At 73.1% G+C, this 15,287-nt stretch carries 18 protein-coding genes; 7 read left to right on the forward strand and 11 right to left on the reverse strand.

Annotation, left to right across the window (positions count from 1 at the left end):
* Position 1: 1 nt before the first annotated feature.
* Genes ACZ3ZE_RS10335 through ACZ3ZE_RS10345 form a run of 3 tightly spaced genes read left to right on the forward strand, consistent with a single transcriptional unit; the run spans position 2 to position 3,071 of the window.
* Positions 2 to 1,156, forward strand: coding sequence for a peptidoglycan-binding protein (locus ACZ3ZE_RS10335; protein ID WP_467258360.1), 1,155 nt, complete (start codon positions 2 to 4; stop codon positions 1,154 to 1,156).
* Entirely contained in the window at positions 1,153 to 1,881 is a 729-nt protein-coding gene (locus ACZ3ZE_RS10340; protein WP_467258363.1) for an ABC transporter ATP-binding protein, read from the forward strand. Before ACZ3ZE_RS10335 ends, ACZ3ZE_RS10340 begins: the two co-directional genes overlap by 4 nt.
* Positions 1,878 to 3,071: an ABC transporter permease gene (locus ACZ3ZE_RS10345; protein WP_467258365.1), complete on the forward strand. Its 1,194-nt coding sequence runs from the start codon at positions 1,878 to 1,880 to the stop codon at positions 3,069 to 3,071. Before ACZ3ZE_RS10340 ends, ACZ3ZE_RS10345 begins: the two co-directional genes overlap by 4 nt.
* A 229-nt stretch (positions 3,072 to 3,300) precedes the next feature.
* Here the strand turns inward: ACZ3ZE_RS10345 and ACZ3ZE_RS10350 are convergent, their stop codons facing one another.
* Complete coding sequence (locus ACZ3ZE_RS10350) at positions 3,301 to 3,651, reverse strand: agmatine deiminase family protein (protein WP_467258577.1); 351 nt, start codon at positions 3,649 to 3,651, stop codon at positions 3,301 to 3,303.
* A 51-nt stretch (positions 3,652 to 3,702) separates the two neighbouring features.
* Here ACZ3ZE_RS10350 and ACZ3ZE_RS10355 point away from each other — a divergent pair, with 51 nt between their 5' ends.
* Positions 3,703 to 3,954: a hypothetical protein gene (locus tag ACZ3ZE_RS10355; protein WP_467258368.1), complete on the forward strand. Its 252-nt coding sequence runs from the start codon at positions 3,703 to 3,705 to the stop codon at positions 3,952 to 3,954.
* 30 nt (positions 3,955 to 3,984) lie between these two features.
* Here the strand turns inward: ACZ3ZE_RS10355 and ACZ3ZE_RS10360 are convergent, their stop codons facing one another.
* On the reverse strand, positions 3,985 to 4,641 hold the full coding sequence (locus tag ACZ3ZE_RS10360; protein WP_361174749.1) for a response regulator transcription factor: 657 nt from the start codon (positions 4,639 to 4,641) through the stop codon (positions 3,985 to 3,987).
* Positions 4,638 to 5,780 carry a sensor histidine kinase gene (locus tag ACZ3ZE_RS10365; protein ID WP_467258371.1) on the reverse strand — a complete coding sequence of 381 codons (1,143 nt, stop codon included), beginning with the start codon at positions 5,778 to 5,780 and terminating at the stop codon, positions 4,638 to 4,640. The genes ACZ3ZE_RS10360 and ACZ3ZE_RS10365 overlap by 4 nt, the downstream gene beginning before the upstream one ends.
* A gap of 167 nt (positions 5,781 to 5,947) precedes the next feature.
* Between ACZ3ZE_RS10365 and ACZ3ZE_RS10370 the strand changes: the two genes are divergently transcribed.
* Positions 5,948 to 6,439 (forward strand): DUF6326 family protein, encoded by a 492-nt coding sequence (locus ACZ3ZE_RS10370; RefSeq protein WP_361622808.1) that lies wholly within the window; start codon positions 5,948 to 5,950, stop codon positions 6,437 to 6,439.
* 63 nt (positions 6,440 to 6,502) lie between these two features.
* Here the strand turns inward: ACZ3ZE_RS10370 and ACZ3ZE_RS10375 are convergent, their stop codons facing one another.
* The 6 genes from ACZ3ZE_RS10375 to ACZ3ZE_RS10400 form a co-directional block, all read right to left on the reverse strand.
* Positions 6,503 to 7,519 (reverse strand): TIGR03842 family LLM class F420-dependent oxidoreductase, encoded by a 1,017-nt coding sequence (locus ACZ3ZE_RS10375; RefSeq protein ID WP_361174758.1) that lies wholly within the window; start codon positions 7,517 to 7,519, stop codon positions 6,503 to 6,505.
* Positions 7,520 to 7,530: 11 nt separating this feature from the next.
* Positions 7,531 to 8,937 (reverse strand): dihydropyrimidinase, encoded by a 1,407-nt coding sequence (gene hydA, locus ACZ3ZE_RS10380; protein WP_361174761.1) that lies wholly within the window; start codon positions 8,935 to 8,937, stop codon positions 7,531 to 7,533.
* Between the two features lie 73 nt (positions 8,938 to 9,010).
* A complete protein-coding gene (locus ACZ3ZE_RS10385; protein ID WP_467258374.1) occupies positions 9,011 to 10,291 on the reverse strand; it encodes an aspartate aminotransferase family protein in 1,281 nt (426 codons plus the stop codon).
* The gene (locus ACZ3ZE_RS10390) at positions 10,288 to 11,130 is read right to left on the reverse strand and encodes a nitrilase-related carbon-nitrogen hydrolase (protein WP_361174768.1); all 843 of its coding nucleotides are present in this window, start codon (positions 11,128 to 11,130) and stop codon (positions 10,288 to 10,290) included. Before ACZ3ZE_RS10390 ends, ACZ3ZE_RS10385 begins: the two co-directional genes overlap by 4 nt.
* Positions 11,131 to 11,368: 238 nt before the next feature.
* Positions 11,369 to 12,583, reverse strand: a complete 1,215-nt coding sequence (locus ACZ3ZE_RS10395) for a UL36 very large tegument protein (protein WP_467258377.1) — start codon at positions 12,581 to 12,583, stop codon at positions 11,369 to 11,371.
* 68 nt (positions 12,584 to 12,651) lie between these two features.
* Complete coding sequence (locus ACZ3ZE_RS10400) at positions 12,652 to 13,053, reverse strand: PPOX class F420-dependent oxidoreductase (protein ID WP_361174774.1); 402 nt, start codon at positions 13,051 to 13,053, stop codon at positions 12,652 to 12,654.
* 68 nt (positions 13,054 to 13,121) lie between these two features.
* Between ACZ3ZE_RS10400 and ACZ3ZE_RS10405 the strand changes: the two genes are divergently transcribed.
* Positions 13,122 to 13,730 (forward strand): NAD(P)-dependent oxidoreductase, encoded by a 609-nt coding sequence (locus tag ACZ3ZE_RS10405; protein WP_363290948.1) that lies wholly within the window; start codon positions 13,122 to 13,124, stop codon positions 13,728 to 13,730.
* 59 nt (positions 13,731 to 13,789) lie between these two features.
* Here ACZ3ZE_RS10405 and ACZ3ZE_RS10410 read toward each other — a convergent pair whose 3' ends face one another.
* Together ACZ3ZE_RS10410 and ACZ3ZE_RS10415 are read right to left on the reverse strand one after the other, a co-directional pair.
* Positions 13,790 to 14,089 carry a hypothetical protein gene (locus tag ACZ3ZE_RS10410; RefSeq protein WP_361174777.1) on the reverse strand — a complete coding sequence of 100 codons (300 nt, stop codon included), beginning with the start codon at positions 14,087 to 14,089 and terminating at the stop codon, positions 13,790 to 13,792.
* 124 nt (positions 14,090 to 14,213) lie between these two features.
* Complete coding sequence (locus tag ACZ3ZE_RS10415) at positions 14,214 to 14,465, reverse strand: helix-turn-helix domain-containing protein (protein ID WP_361174780.1); 252 nt, start codon at positions 14,463 to 14,465, stop codon at positions 14,214 to 14,216.
* A 33-nt stretch (positions 14,466 to 14,498) separates the two neighbouring features.
* On the opposite strand from ACZ3ZE_RS10415, the gene map reads away from it, so the two are divergent.
* Positions 14,499 to 15,266 (forward strand): type I methionyl aminopeptidase, encoded by a 768-nt coding sequence (gene map / locus ACZ3ZE_RS10420; RefSeq protein WP_361622820.1) that lies wholly within the window; start codon positions 14,499 to 14,501, stop codon positions 15,264 to 15,266.
* The last annotated feature ends 21 nt before the right edge of the window (positions 15,267 to 15,287 follow it).

Here is a 15,287-nt window from a genome sequence, read left to right on the forward strand (position 1 = left end):
CATGACCGACACTCTGGAGAACACCGGGGGCACCGGCACCTCCGTGCCCCCCGACCGCGCGCACGGGCGGGCCCGGCGCGGGCGGCGCCGGATCGTCGTCCCGCTCGCCCTGATCGCCGTCATCGGCGGCTCGGGCGCCCTCGCCGTGACGCGCCCCTGGGAGGGGCCCGGCACCGCGTCCGCGCAGCCGTCCCTCGGCCACGGCACCGCGGTCGTGGAGAAGGGCTCGCTGTCCAGCGGCATCCAGGTCGCCGGCACGCTCGCGTTCGACGCGCCCACGCCCGTCGTCCCCTCCGGCCAGGGGACGCTCACGGCCCTGCCCCCGGTCGGCTCCGTCGTCAAGGCCGGCGGGAAACTGTACGAGGTCGACGGGCGTCCGGTGATCCTGATGACCGGGAAGCGGCCGCTGTGGCGCGACCTCGGGCCCGGGGTCCCCGACGGCCCGGACGTGGAGCAGCTGGAGCGCAACCTGGTGCGCCTGGGCCACGCGGACGGACTCGGCCTCAGCGTGGACGGGAAGTTCACCAAGGCCACGGCGGCGGCGGTGAAGCGCTGGCAGAAGGCGCTCGGCGCACGGCAGACCGGGACGGTCGCCCGCGGTGACGTCGTCATGCTGCCGCACTCCACCGTCCGGGTGGAGCGGCTCGGCGCCCAGCTCGGCTCGGCCGTCGCCTCAGCCTCGATCATGACGGTCACCGACACGGCCCTCGTCGCCCTCGTGCGGCCCGCCGAGAACCAGCTCTCCCGGTTCAAGCCGAACGGGCGGGTGACGGTGAAGCTGTCCGACGGCAGCACGGTCGAGGGCCGCGTCCGCTCCCTCATACGCGGCGGCGCCGACAGCGGCGGCGACGGCGAACAGGGCGGCTCCGGCGGCGGGGAGAAGACCAAGGTCACCATCGCCCTGGACGGGCAGCGGCAGGCCCTCCGGGCCGGTCCCTCCTCCGTGACCGTCACGATCGTCGGCGACACCGCGCAGGACGCGCTCATCGTCCCCGTCACCGCGCTCCTCGCCCTCGACGGCGGCGGCTACGGCGTGCGGATCGAGGAGGGCGGCGGCACCCGGCTGGTCAAGGTCCAGCTGGGTCTGGTCGCCGACGCGCGGGCGCAGGTCAGCGGCGAGGTCCGCGCCGGCGACCGGGTGGTGGTCCCGAAGTGACGCCCCGGCAGTCCCCGGGGGCGGCCCCCGTACTGGAGCTCACCGGCGTCGTGAAGGAGTACCCGGGCTCCCCTCCGCTGCGGATCCTGCACGGCATCGACCTGACGGTCGAGGCGGGCGAACTCCTCGCCGTCGTCGGGCCGTCCGGCTCCGGCAAGTCGACCCTCCTCGCCCTGCTCGGCTCGCTGGACCGGCCCACCGCCGGGCGGCTGCGCTTCGAGGGGCGCGATCTGGACAGCCTCTCCGACCCCGAGCTGGCCGCGCTGCGCGCCCACCGGATCGGCTTCGTCTTCCAGCAGTTCTTCCTGCTCGCGGGCCTCAGCACGGTCGAGAACGTCGCCACCGGGCTGCTGTACAGCGGCGTGCCCGCCGCGCGGCGCCGCGCCGCCGCCGTGGAGGCCCTGCGCGAGGTGGGGCTCGGGCACCGGCTCGACCACCGCCCGGACCAGCTGTCCGGCGGGGAGAAGCAGCGCGTGGCCATCGCCCGCGCACTGGTCGGCCGCCCGGCCCTCCTCCTCGCCGACGAGCCCACGGGCGCCCTGGACAGCGTCTCCGGGGCGGCCGTCGTCGACCTGCTGCGCGCACTGAACGGGAAGGGCACCACGGTCGTCGTCATCACCCACGACCGCGAGCTCGCCGCCTCGTTCCCCCGGCGCATCGGCATCCACGACGGCCGCGTCGACTTCGACGAACGCGGCCCCCACCCCGTAGGAGCTGCCCTGTGACGACCGCACCACGCCGCACCCGGCTGCGGCCGACGGACCTGCTGCGCCTGGGCATGATCGGACCGCGCACCCGCAGGACCCGCTCCGCGCTCTCCGCCCTCGGCATAGCGCTGGGCATCGCCGCCGTCATCGCGGTCACCGGGATCTCCCTGTCCAACCAGGCACACCTGCTGGCCCGGCTGGACCAGCTCGGCTCCAACCTGATCACCGTGGGCCCCGGCAAGGACGCCGAGCAGCGGCCGGTGCCGCTGCCGGCCACGGCCGAGAAGATGCTCGCCGACATCGCCCCCGTGCGGCGGGTCACCGCGACCGGGGCCACCAAGGCCGAGGTGTACCGCAACGACCTCGTGCCGAAGGAGCAGACCGGCAGCCTCAGCGTGCTGGCGGCCCGGCTCGACCTCCTGGACGTCCTGCACGCGAAGCTGCGGAGCGGCACGTGGCTGGACCGGGCCGGCGAGCGGCTCCCGGTGACGGTCCTCGGCGACCAGGCCGCCGAGCGCCTCGGCGTCACCGCCCCCGGCGAACGGGTCTGGCTCGGCGGTCAGTCGTACGTCGTCACCGGGATCCTGGCGCCGAACGAGCTCGCGCCCGAACTGGGCACCGCCGCGCTCGTCGGCTGGCCGCAGGCGACCGCCCACCTCGGCGCGGACGGCACGGCCGCGACGATCTACCTGCGGTCCTACCCCGAGCGCGTCCCCGACGTGCAGGCCGTGGCCGGGGCGACCGCCAACCCCGCCAACCCGAGCGGCGTGGCCGTCAGCCGCCCCTCCGACCTGCTCACCGCGCGCGGCGAGGCGAAGGACGCGCTCACCGGCCTGGTGCTCTCCCTCGCGGCGGTCGCCCTCCTCGTGGGCGGCGTCGGCATCGCCAACACCATGGTGGTGGGCGTCATGGAACGGCGCGGCGAGATCGGGCTGCGCCGCGCGCTCGGCGCGAGGGGCGGCCAGATCGCCACCCAGTTCCTGCTGGAGGCCGTCCTGATGGGCTTCGTCGGAGGGATCGGCGGACTCGTCATGGGCGCCCTCACCGTGTACGGCTACGCCCTCGCGCGGGGCTGGCCCGCGGCCGTCCCCCTGTCGATGGTCGTCGCGGGCCCGGTGGTGTCCGTGGTGGTCGCCGCCCTCGCCGGCATCTACCCGGCCCTGCGCGCGGCCGGCTCGTCCCCGACGGACGCGCTGCGGTCGGCCTGACGGGGACGGTACGAAAGGGGGCGGTACGAAAGGGGGGCCGTACGAAGGGCGGCGGTACGAAAGGGGCCGGTACGAAAGGCGCAGGTACGAAGGGCGCCGGTACGAAGGAACCCCCGTGGAGGAGCCGGGAGGGGGAGGTCCGGCCGGGGCGGGGAGTGGTCTCCCGGCCCCGGCCGTGCGTCCGGCGGCTGCCTGCGTGCGCGGCCGCGCGGGTGCGTCAGGGGCTGCGTCAGCGGACGGGCTGCTGCTGGGTGACGCAGTGGATCCCGCCGCCGCCGGTGCCGAGGCGGTCGATGTCGAGCTGCTCGATCACGCGGCCGGGGTAGAGCCGGGCGAGGGTGGCGCGGGCGGCGGTGTCGGCGGCGGTGTCACCGAACTGGCCGGAGATGACGGCCCCGTTGCACAGGTAGTAGTTGGCGTAGGAGGCGAGGAAGTCCCGGTTGGTGGAGCGGATCTTGTAGTAGTCGGGGCCCTGGAGCTTGCTCGCGGCCATGGGGGCGCCGGTCGCCGTGGTGGCCGTCGACAGGAGCTGGTACTGCTGGCGGGCGTCCTCGGCGTAGGCGTCGGTGTCGGTGGACAGACACGCTGACCGGCACCGCCGCCGTGTTGCGGACGGGCAGAGAGTATGGCCATGGCCGCATCCGCGAAGGACTCCCGGAACGTCACCACTCCCCCGCCCCCGAGGGCCGCGACACCGCGCTCACTGGCCTCGGCGGAACGCCTCACGGCCCTCCAGGAACGCCTCACGGCCCTCCTGGAGGGCCTGAGCACCCGTTGGCTGACCGACACCCTGTCCGTGGTCCACGCCCGCACCCTGATGCGCGAGGCCGTCACCGTGGAAATCACCCACCTGCGCCGGAGCTGGGCTCCGGAAAACGCGTGAACAGGCCCTGCTTCAGGGCGCATTGCCGATTCAGGTCCCCACCCGGCCGGTGTCGTACGCCCACATCGCGATCTCCACCCTGTTTCGGGCGCCGATTTTGGTCAGCAGGCTGGCGACGTGGGTCTTGGCGGTCGTCAAGCCGATGAACAGCTCGGCGGCGATCTCGGCGTTCGTGCGGCCACGGGCGACCAGCGTCAGCACCTCCTCCTCGCGTTCGGTGAGCGGCTCGACCGGTTGGGTCCGTCGGCTCGACGGTTCCCTGGCGGCCAGGGTGGCCAGCAGCCGCCGGGTGATGTTCGGCGCGATCAGGGCATCGCCGACGGCGGCGGCATGGACGGCCTGGACGAGCAGCGCCGGCCCGGCGTCCTTGAGCAGAAAGCCTCGGGCGCCGGCCCGGAGCGCGCCGTGGACGTACTCGTCGAGGTCGAATGTCGTGATCACCACTACCGCGATCGGGTCCGGGACGCCCCGCCCTGCGAGGAGCTTGGTCACCTCGATGCCGTCGAGCCCGGGCATCTGGATGTCGACCAGGCACACGTCGGGGCGGAGCCGCTGCGCCAGCTCGACGGCTGCGTGGCCGTCGGCGGCCTGGCCGACGACCTCGATGTCGGGCTGCGCGTCAAGGATCATCGACAGACCGGTGCGCACCAGATCCTGGTCGTCGGCCACCAGCACACGTACCGTCATCGGCGTACCTTCGTCGGCATCTCGGCCTCGACCGTCCACCCGCCCTCGGGCGCCGGCCCGGCACGCAGCGTGCCGCCGAGCAGCTGCACGCGCTCGGTCATCCCCAGCAGCCCGAAGCCGTGGTTCACCGGCCGTGCCGGGTCGATCTGTCCGTCGTCGGTCACGCGTAGTCGCAGCCTTCCCTCGCCCACTACGACCCGGATCTCCACACGCGAGGCGTTGCGGGCGTGCCGCAGGGCGTTGGTCAGCGCCTCTTGCGCCAGCCGGTAGACCGCCGCGTCGACCTGGGGCGGAAGTTCTTCCATGCCATCCGGCAACTCTACGTCGACGACCGGGACCGGGGCGCGTCGGGAGAGGGACACCAGGTCAGCGACGCCGGGCTGGGGGGCGCACTCCGCCGGCGCTCCGTCGCGCAGCACCCGGACCATCGCCCGCATCTCCGCGAGCGTCCGCGACGCTTCCCTTTCGATGACCACCAGCGCCTCGAGCGCCGCTTCAGGTCGCTGTCCGGCCATCGCCCGGCCTGCCTGCGCCTGCACGGCGATCGCCGAGACGTGGTGGGCGACGATGTCATGCAGCTCGCGCGCGAGACCGACCCGCTCCTGGCTGCGGCTCTGCTCCAACGCCCGGCGCCAGCTCTCGGCGCGGTAGCGGAACGCCGCTCCGCCCGCCGCCGCCGCCACCAGGACGGCGAACCCGCCGATGACGCCGGCCGGCCCGGTGTAGTCGGCGACCGTACCGATTCCCGCAGCGACCGCCACCACCGCCAGCCCGATGGCGACCTCGCGCCCTGAGCCCCAGCGGACCAGCGCGTAGACGAACACCAGGAAGTAGACCATCGTGTCGAGGCCCACACTCGGGGCCCCGCCCAGCAGGCGAGCCAGTCCCAACGCCATCGCGGTGCCGAAGGCCACCAGGACACAGGCCAAGGGGTGAGTACGCCGCCACAGCAGCACCGGCGCGAATCCGACCGCCACGATCGTCGCAAACGGCCGCCAGGCGACATCGTCCCGGAGGACTCCTTCGAGCAGCGCCGTCACCATCAGCACCCCGACCAGCACCCAGTCGCGCGGCACCCGTTCGGGAGCGTCCGTGGCGCGGGGCTCGGCCCACAGCGAGCTCAGGGCGTTGGTGGTCACACACCCAGCCTAGGGTGCCGCCGAGGCGCCGGGGACCGGCCGAAAGAACGAGACGCCGCCCCTCCCAACGGCCGAGGCGGGTCCGGCCTCGACGTCGATGTGCCCGCCGCCGGGCTCAGCGATCGTGGGCCTACCAGTCCTCACGACAACAACGGACGGAGCCTACGATGGGAACGCGTCGACCCACCACGACCGTACTGGAAAGCCAGCGGATCCCGGTGAGAGCCAAGCTCGCCGCAGCGTGGACAAGCTTCATGTTCCTGTACGTCTACGTGGACATCCTCGCCTTCTTCAAGCCCGGCGTCATCGACGACATCAAGGGCGGCATCGTCTGGGAGTTCCACATCAGCCAGACGCTGTTGACCACCTTCCTCCTGCTCATGGCGATCCCGATCCTCATGATCGTGCTGTCCATGACGCTGCCCGCCCGGGCGAACCGCCTCACGAACCTCATCGTGGCCTCGGTACAGGTCCCCTTCGCGGCATTCAACGCGGTGGGCGAGTCCTGGACGTACTTCTACGGCCTCGGCGTCGCACTGGAACTGATCGTCCTCGCCCTGATCCTCCGATACGCCTGGACCTGGCCCCGCACCACACCGCCGGCGACCACGGCGACCGGCCCGGCCCATGGAACCGCTCGCACCCGACAGCAAGCATGACCCCACTCACGTGCAGTGACAGACCGGCAGAGGAGTCCGAAAGGGCCATGCGGGAGGGCCGGTTCAGGCGTTGAGGGCGGGGATGACCTCGGAGCCGTACGCGTCGATGGTGCCCTCCCTGTTGTCGTGCATGTCGTAGACGGCGAACTGGTCGACACCCAGGCTCTTCAGGTGGCGGAGCTTCTCGATGTGGGTCTCGGCGGGGCCGAGGAGGCAGAAGCGGTCGACGATCTCGTCGGGGACGAAGGCGGTGTCGGGGTTGTCGGCGCGGCCGTGGTGGGAGTAGTCGTAGCCCTGCCGGTCCTTGATGTACGCCGTCAACTCCTCGGGGACCATCGACGAGTGCTCGCCGTACTTGGACACCAGGTCGGCGACGTGGTTGCCGACCATCCCGCCGAACCACCGGCACTGGTCGCGGGCGTGCGCCAGGGCTTCGGGCGAGTCGTCGGCCGTGACGTAGGCGGGGGCGGCGACGCAGATGGTGAGGGCGTCGGGGTCGCGGCCGGCGTCGGTGGCGGCCTGGCGGACGGCCTTGACCATCCACTCGGTGAGGAACGGGTCGGCGAGCTGGAGGATGAAGCCGTCGGCCTTCTGCCCGGCGAGGGCGAGGGCTCTGGGGCCGTACGCGGCCATCCAGACGGGCAGTTTCCCGTCCCGTACCCAAGGGAGCCGGATCGCGCTGCCGTCGACCTCCGCCTCCCGGCCCTCCGCGAGGTCACGGATGACGTCGATGGCCTCGCCGAGGCGGGCCAGGGTGTTGGGTTTGCGGCCGGCGACGCGCATGGCGGAGTCGCCGCGGCCGATGCCGCAGACCGTCCGGTTGCCGTACATGTCGTTGAGGGTGGCGAAGGTGGAGGCCGTCACCTCCCATGTACGCGTACCCGGGTTGGTGACCATGGGGCCGATGTGCAGCTTGGTGGTGTGGGCGAGGATCTGGCTGTAGATGACGAAGGGTTCCTGCCAGAGCACGGCGGAGTCGAAGGTCCAGCCGTAGCGGAAGCCGTTGCGTTCCGCCCGGCGCATCAGGCCGACGACCTGCGAGGCGGGCGGGTCGGTCTGCAGGACGAGTCCGAAGTCCACGGGGCGGTCTCCTAGTTCAGGTACTGGCAGGTGGAGCGGGGGATGAAGGCGCCGTGGCCGGCGTGGCCGACGTATGTGCGCCGGTCGATGACGGGTTCGCCGCGGGACAGGACCGTCTCGACCTGGCCGGTGACCGTCTTCCCCTCGTAGGCCGAGTAGTCGACGTTCATGTGGTGGGTGGCGGCGGACAGCGTCTGTGTGACGTGCGGGTCGTAGATGACGACGTCCGCGTCCGCGCCGGGGGCGATGGTGCCCTTCTGCGGGTAGAGGCCGAACATGCGGGCGGGGGTGGCGCAGGCGATCTCGATCCAGCGGCGGCGCGTGAGGTGCCCGTCGACGACGGCCTGGTGGAGCAGGTCCATGCGGTTCTCGACGCCCGGCAGGCCGTTGGGGATCTTGGAGAAGTCGCCCCGGCCGAGGTCCTTCTGCCCGACGAAGCAGAAGGGGCAGTGGTCGGTCGAGACCACCTGGAGGTCGTTGGTGCGCAGGCCACGCCACAGCGCCGCCTGGTGCTCCTTCGGCCTCAGGGGCGTACTGCACACGTACTTGGCGCCCTCGAAGTCCGGCTCCGCCAGGTTGTCCGTCGACAGGAACAGGTACTGCGGGCAGGTCTCGCCGAAGACCGGCAGGCCCTTGTCGCGGGCCGACGCCAGCTCGGCCACGGCCTCCTCGGCCGAGACGTGGACGACGTACAGCGGGGATCCCGCCACCCGGGCGAGCTGGATCGCCCGGTGCGTGGCCTCGGCCTCCAACAGGGCCTTGCGGACCTCCCCGTGGTACCGGGGATCGGTCTCGCCGCGGGCCAGGGCCTGCTCGACCAGGACGTCGATGGCGATGCCGTTCTCGGCGTGCATCATGATCAACCCGCCGTTGCCGGAGGCGCGCTGCATGGCCCGCAGGATCTTTCCGTCGTCGCTGTAGAAGACGCCGGGGTAGGCCATGAAGAGCTTGAAGGACGTGATGCCCTCCTGGACCAGCTTGTCCATCTCCTTCAGGGAGTGCTCGTCGACGTCGGAGAGGATCATGTGGAAGGCGTAGTCGATGGCGCAGACGCCGTCGGCCTTGGCGTACCAGGTGTCGAGGCCTTCGCGCAGGGAGTGGCCGACGCTCTGTACGGCGAAGTCGACGATGGTGGTGGTGCCGCCCCAGGCGGCGGCGCGGGTGCCGGTCTCGAAGGTGTCGGAGGCGGCGGTGCCGCCGAACGGGAGCTCCATGTGGGTGTGGGCGTCGACGCCGCCCGGGATGACGTAGCGGTCGGTGGCGTCGATGGTCCGCCCGGCGGTCCAGCCGGCGGCGATGTCGGAGCCGTGGGCGGCGAGGGCGACGATCCGGCCGTCCTCGATGAGCACGTCGGCGTGGAGCTCGTCGGCGGCGGTGATCACCAGACCGCCCCGGATGAGAGTACGGGTGCTGCTCACGGACTTCTCCCCTGCGAACGGGTCGGGCGCGGTCTGGTGCGTTCGGGCGGCGTGCGGGCGGCGTGCGGTGCGGCTACACCGAGCGGAGGGCGTGTTCGAGGACGGCCGCGCCCTCCTCGGCCTCGGCGACGGTGAGGGAGAGCGGGGGTGCGACGCGCAGGGCGCTGGTGTTGTGGCCGCCGCCCTTGCCGAGGAGCAGGCCCCCGGCGCGGGCGGCCTCCAGGACGGCACCGGCCGCTTCGGGGTTGGCGCGGTCGGTGCCGGGCTCGGTGAGTTCGATGCCGATCATCAGGCCGCGGCCGCGGACCTCGCGGACGCACTCCACTCCCGCGGCGGCGGCCCGCAGCCGTTCGATGAGGAGGCCGCCGACGCGGCGGGCGTTGCCCTGGAGGTCGTGTTCGAGGAGGTACGTGAGGTTGGCGAGGCCGGCGGCCATGGTGACGGGCGAGCCGCCGAAGGTGGAGATGGAGTTGGCGTCGAGGCAGTTCATGATCTCGGCGCGGGCGACGACCCCGCCGATGGACATGCCGTTGCCGATGCCCTTGGCGAAGGTGAGGATGTCGGGCGGTCCGGCCTGGCCGTGCGCCTGCCAGCCCCAGAAGTGCTCGCCGGTGCGGCCCCAGCCCGTCTGCACCTCGTCGGCGATCCAGAGGATGCCGTGCCGGTCGAGGACGCGGCGGAAGGCGGCGTAGAGGCCGTCGGGCGGGGAGGTGAAGCCGCCGACGCCCTGGATGGGTTCGGCGATGAGGGCGGCGACGTCGCGGGTGTGGCCGAGGAGGTCTTCCAGGTCGGCGACGCAGGCGTCGACGAACCGCTCGTCGGTGTACTGGGCGTAGGGGCCGCGGTTGCGGACGCCGCCGTGCACGTAAAGGGTCTGCAACGGGGACAGGCCGGTGGGCGACCAGGTGCGGTTGCCGGTGATGCCGACGGTGGAGAAGGAGCGCCCGTGGTAGCTGTTGCGCATCGCCAGGATCTGGGAGGAGCGGCGGTACGCGGTGGCGAGGAGCAGGGCGGTGTCGTTGGCCTCGGTGCCGGAGGTGGTGAAGAAGACGCGGGCGTCGGGGATGCCGGAGAGGGTGGCGATCCGTTCGGCGAGCTCCACCATGGGGCGGTTGAGGTAGAGGGTGGAGGAGTGGATGATCCGCCCGGCCTGTTCGGCGACGGCCTTGGTGACCTCGGGGAGGGCGTGGGCGGTCATCGTGGTGAGGATGCCGCCGAAGAAGTCGAGGTAGCGGTTGCCGTCGGCGTCCCAGACGTGGCGGCCCTCGCCGTGGGTGAGCTCGATGGGGTCGCGGTAGTAGAGGGCGACCCAGTCGGGGATGACGGCGCGGTGGCGCGCGTAGAGGCTGCTCACGGCTGCACCAGCCCGTCGTAGGCGTCGGGGCGGCGGTCCCGGTAGAAGGCCCACTGCTGCCGGACCTGTTCGATGAGGCCGAAGTCGAGGTCGCGGACGACGAGTTCCTCGCCCTTGTCGGAGGCGACGTCGCCGACGAACTGGCCGCGGGGATCGACGAAGTAGCTGGTGCCGTAGAAGTCGTTGTCGCCGTACTCCTCCTGGCCGACGCGGTTGATGGCGGCGACGAAGTACTCGTTGGCGACGGCGGCGGCGGGCTGTTCGAGCTGCCAGAGGTGGGCGGAGAGCCCGCGCGAGGTGGCGGACGGGTTGTACACCAACTGGGCTCCGTTCAAGCCGAGTTGGCGCCAGCCCTCCGGGAAGTGCCGGTCGTAGCAGATGTAGACGCCGACGCGGCCGACGGCGGTGTCGAAGACGGGCCAGCCGATGTTGCCCGGGCGGAAGTAGTACTTCTCCCAGAAGCCCCTGACCTGCGGGATGTGGTGCTTGCGGTACTTGCCGAGGTAGCTCCCGTCGGCGTCGATGACGGCGGCGGTGTTGTAGTAGAACCCGGCGCCCTCGATCTCGAAGACGGGGACGACGATCACCATCCCGGTCTCCCGGGCGAGCTCCCGCATCCGGCGCACGGTGGGCCCGTCGGGCACGGGCTCGGCCCAGCGGTAGTGCTCGGGCTCCTGCACCTGGCAGAAGTACGGGGCGTTGAACACCTCCTGGAACCCGATGACCTTCGCCCCCTGCCGGGCCGCCTCGCGGGCGTGTTCCTCATGCTTGGCGATCATGGATTCGGTGTCGCCGGTCCAGGTCGCCTGGACGAGCGCGGCGCGTACGACATCGGTCATGAGCTGCTCCTTCGGCACGGCGTCAGAGAGCCTCTACGCACGTAGACGCGGTGCGTAGGAGGAGAACGTAAGCCCCGTCACAGCCCGGAGCAAGACCACTGCCGTGAACCGGCCGAGTCGATCATGTTTCATACCCGAGTGGTCCACATCGGACACGTACCGACACGTCCACTTCGGCCCGATCGCGCCCTTGTGCGAGACTTCCGCGGCCGGCCGTCGGGCGCGACGGCCCGTCGCCTCAGGCCGGACCGGCGACCCGCAGCGCGTGCAGCAGGTCGCGCGCGTGGGACGGCGAGACGGCGCGGGCGGCGGCGAGCAGGCGGGGCGTGAGGGTGGCGGGGTCGAGGGCGGCCAGGCGGGCCGCGTCCTCCGGGGTGCGGGCGCGGACGAACGCGGTGAGCAGGGCCCGCGCCTCGGGTTCGCGCCCCTCGGCGAACAGGACGGCACAGGCGCCGGCCAGTTCCTCCACCGGGCGGGCGACGCCCTGGCGGAGGAGCTGGTCGCAGTCCTGGGGGCGGCCCGCGTCGGCGAGGGCGCCCGCGACGGCGGCCAGCCGGGCCGGGGGCAGCGAGGCGGCCTCCCAGAGCAGGGTGGCCCAGTCGGCGGCCAGACCGGCGCGGTGGAGTTCGGCCGCCAGGACGGGCAGCCAGGCGGGCGGCCCGGCGAGCGCCTCGCACAGCAGCCCGTGCGCGTCGCCGCCCCGCCCCTGGGCGCGCAGCCGCCGCAGGGCGTAGACGGCGTTCCCGGCGGCGCGGGCCGCCTGCCCGGGGTCGACGACCGGCGCGGGCGCGGGCACCGGTTCGGCGGCCGGGGCGCCGCCGAACCGCGCGCCGCGCGGGGCCGCGGCCCCTACGGGCAGGTCGGGGACGGCGGCCTGCGCCGGACCCTCGGGGGCGTCGAGCCACGCGTAGCGGGCACCACGGGGGCGGCGCTTGGGCGGGGGCGCCGAAGGCGCCGGGGCCGGAGCCGCGAGCGGGGCCGCCGAGGCTCCCCCGGCCCCCTCCACCCGCGCCAGCCTCGCCCCCAGTTCCGCGACCCGCGCCCGCGCCCGGGTCAGATCGTCGCGGGCCCAGGCCAGGGCGGGCCCCGGGGTGGCGGCCAGGTGACGGAGGCGGGTCTCGGCCTCGGCGGCCTCCTGCCGGGTCAGGCGGTGGCGGGCAGCGAGGGTTTCCGCCGCGTCCGGGGCACGGTCGTGGGCGGCCGCCGCGGCCTCGTGCAGGGCGCGGCCGCGGACGGCGCGGGGGGTGCCGGGCGGTTCGCCGAGGTCCTGGAGCAGGGAGGCGACGACGTCCCAGGGCGGGAGTTCCGTACCGTCGAAGCAGGCGCGCAGGCCTTCCGGGTCGCGGGCGGCGAAGACCCCGTACCAGCCCTCGCCCGGCCGGAGCCGACCGGCGAGCTCGCTGAGCCAGCCGGCGAACGCGACGAGTTCCACCGGAAGTTGATGCACCGTCATTACACTGCCTTTCGGTCCCCGGCATTGGACCGCAGTCGTGTTACGGGACGGCTACGCAGAGTTTTCGGTCAGGCGCCCGGGAAGCTCACGACGATCCCGGTGTGGGGGCGCTTGCCGAGGCGGGCGACGGTCGCGGGCCAGTCGACGGCCCAGAACTGCCAGGTGTACTTGCGGGAGAGCAGCCGGCGCACCCGGCGCAGCTCCTCCCCCGTGACCAGCCGTGCCGTGCCTTCCACCCGGACGGCCCCCTCGGCGATGTTCCCGCGCACGTCGCAGACGGCGGCCACGACCCGGGGGTCGCGGCGCAGCCGCTTCACCTTCCAGGAGTCGGTGCGGGTCCAGGCGTACAGCCGGTCGCCGTCCACCGCGTACCAGACGGGGGTGGCGACCCCGGTGCCGTTCTTACGGAAGGTGGTGAGGCTGACGTAGCGGCCGCGGCGCAGCTCGTCGGGGATCGTGTCGGGCGTCATGCCCGGGAGCCTACGCAGGGGTCGGATCGGCGGCGTGGCTGAGGGTCTCCCAGGCCACGCATCTGCTACTGGGCCACCGGGCGGCCGTCGCGGAGGCGGCGGCTCGCGGGCACCGGGTGACGGCCGTGGTCCGGGACCCGGCCAAGCACCGGGATCTGGACGGGGACCGCGTCACCGTCGTACGGGGTGACGCCACCGACGCGGAGTCGGTGGCGGCCCTCGCCGCGGGGCACGACGCCGCGCTGAACGCGGCGGCCCGACTGGACGTCCCCTCCGAGGAGTTCTTCACGGCCGCCGCCCGGGCCCTGGTGACCGGCCTGACGGCGGCGGGGGTGGAGCGGCTGCTCACCCTCGGCATCGCCACCACGCTGGAGACCGCCCCGGGCCCGCGCCTGATGGACGCGCCGGACTTCCCCGCCGCCTGGCGGGCGTTCGCGCAGGGGCATGTGGCCGAGTTCGCGCTGCTGACCGCCGAGGCGGGCGCGCTGGACTGGCTGATGGTCGTGCCGACGCTCGACCTGGACCCGGAGGCCGAGCGGACCGGCTCCTACCGGACCGCGGTGGGCACGGTGCTCGACGGGCCGGGCCGGATCGCGCACGCGGATCTCGCGCTCGCGCTCCTGGACGAGATCGAGCACCCGCGCCACAGCAGGACGCAGCTCGCGGTGTCCGCGTAGAGCCCGGAGAAGGGACCGGGGCGAGGGGGGACGGACGGGGGCGGGGCGGCTCGGTGCGGTCAGCCCTTGGGCTGGATGGCGGCCAGGCCCCTGCGCAGGTCCTCCGGGTTCATGACCGGCGAGTAGTGGACCTTGGCGTCGAGTCCGATGAAGAACGGCTCCGAGATCATCGGCAGGTCGGACGGGTCGATCAGGTCGAAGAAGATGTACGCCGTCCGGCAGCCGTTCTCGACGGTGAAGTAGGCGGCTTCGGGGCGCAGTTTCTGGAGCGCGGTCTCCATGGTCTTCTGGAGGGTGCCCGCCTTGATCGCCTCGTTCGAGGCCGGGGTGGCCATCTCAACCTTCAGCAGCATGCGCATGACGCGGTCCTTCCCGACCGGGAGGAGGCTCCGTTCGGTACGCCCTCGGCACACCCGGACGCTTGGTTCCAGCGTCCTCCCTCCGCCGCGGCGGGTCCACTCGACGCACGCCGCGGCGGAGGGCCTACACCGCGGCGAGCGCGCAGCGGATCACCAGCTCGTCCATCGACAGGCCGAGCACTCCGGCGAGGGCGGCGACGGTGAAGAAGGCGGGGGTCGGCGCCCGGCCGGTCTCGATCTTGCGGAGGGTCTCGGCGGAGAGGCCGGCCGCCGCGGCGATCTCGGCCATCGAGCGTCCGCCACGGGCTTCGCGCAGCAGCGTGCCGAGGCGTTCGCCGCGTTCGCGCTCTTCTGGGGTGAGGGGGGTGCGCACCATGTCACCCATTCTAATACCGGTATAGTAATTGGCATGATGGAGATCAAGACGGATGCGACCCTGCTGGCGATGCGCGAGTCGGGCCGGGTGGTCGCCCAGGCCCTCGCGGCCGTACGGGAGAAGGCGGCGCCCGGCGTCACCCCGGCCGAACTGGACCGCGCGGCCCGGGAGGTGCTGGCCGCGGCGGGGGCGGGATCGCCCTTCCTCGACTACCACCCGGAGTGGGCCCCGATGCCCTTCCCCGCGGTGCTCTGCCTCTCGGTGAACGACGCGATCGTGCACGGCATCCCGGACGACACCCCGCTCGCCGACGGCGACCTGGTCAGCGCGGACTGCGGGGCCGTCCTGGGCGGCTGGGTCGGGGACGCGGCCGTGAGCTTCACGGTCGGCCGGGCCCGCCCCGAGGACACCCGGCTCGTCGACACGGCGTACGAGGCGCTGGAGGCGGGGATCGCGGCGGCGACCGTCGGCAACCGGGTCGGCGACATCGCGCACGCGATCGGCCGGGTCTGCCGCCGCGCCGGCTACGGCATCCCCGACGGCCTCGGCGGCCACGGCGTGGGCCGCACGATGCACGAGGACCCGGGCATCCCCAACGAGGGACGCCCGGGCCGGGGTGTGCCGCTGCGGCACGGCATGGTGATCGCGATCGAACCGATGCTCGTCGGCGGCGGCCGCGACGCCCACTACACGGCACGCGACGGCTGGACCATCCGCACCCTGGACGGCTCCCGCGCGGCCCACACCGAACACACCGTGGCGATCACGGACGAGGGACCGCGCATCCTGACGGCGCTGTGAGCCGGGACCGCGCGTCCACGG

The sequence above is a fragment of the Streptomyces sp. NPDC023157 genome, assembly GCF_055560575.1.

Coding starts and splice junctions, on each gene's coding strand:
- ACZ3ZE_RS10335 (WP_467258360.1), top strand. CDS start 2: ATGACCGACACTCTGGAGAACACCGGGGGCACCGGCACCTCCGTGCCC.
- ACZ3ZE_RS10355 (WP_467258368.1), top strand. CDS start 3,703: ATGGCCGCATCCGCGAAGGACTCCCGGAACGTCACCACTCCCCCGCCC.
- ACZ3ZE_RS10360 (WP_361174749.1), bottom strand. CDS start 4,641: ATGACGGTACGTGTGCTGGTGGCCGACGACCAGGATCTGGTGCGCACC.
- ACZ3ZE_RS10370 (WP_361622808.1), top strand. CDS start 5,948: ATGGGAACGCGTCGACCCACCACGACCGTACTGGAAAGCCAGCGGATC.
- ACZ3ZE_RS10390 (WP_361174768.1), bottom strand. CDS start 11,130: ATGACCGATGTCGTACGCGCCGCGCTCGTCCAGGCGACCTGGACCGGC.
- ACZ3ZE_RS10395 (WP_467258377.1), bottom strand. CDS start 12,583: ATGACGGTGCATCAACTTCCGGTGGAACTCGTCGCGTTCGCCGGCTGG.
- ACZ3ZE_RS10400 (WP_361174774.1), bottom strand. CDS start 13,053: ATGACGCCCGACACGATCCCCGACGAGCTGCGCCGCGGCCGCTACGTC.
- ACZ3ZE_RS10410 (WP_361174777.1), bottom strand. CDS start 14,089: ATGCGCATGCTGCTGAAGGTTGAGATGGCCACCCCGGCCTCGAACGAG.
- ACZ3ZE_RS10415 (WP_361174780.1), bottom strand. CDS start 14,465: ATGGTGCGCACCCCCCTCACCCCAGAAGAGCGCGAACGCGGCGAACGC.
- map (WP_361622820.1), top strand. CDS start 14,499: ATGATGGAGATCAAGACGGATGCGACCCTGCTGGCGATGCGCGAGTCG.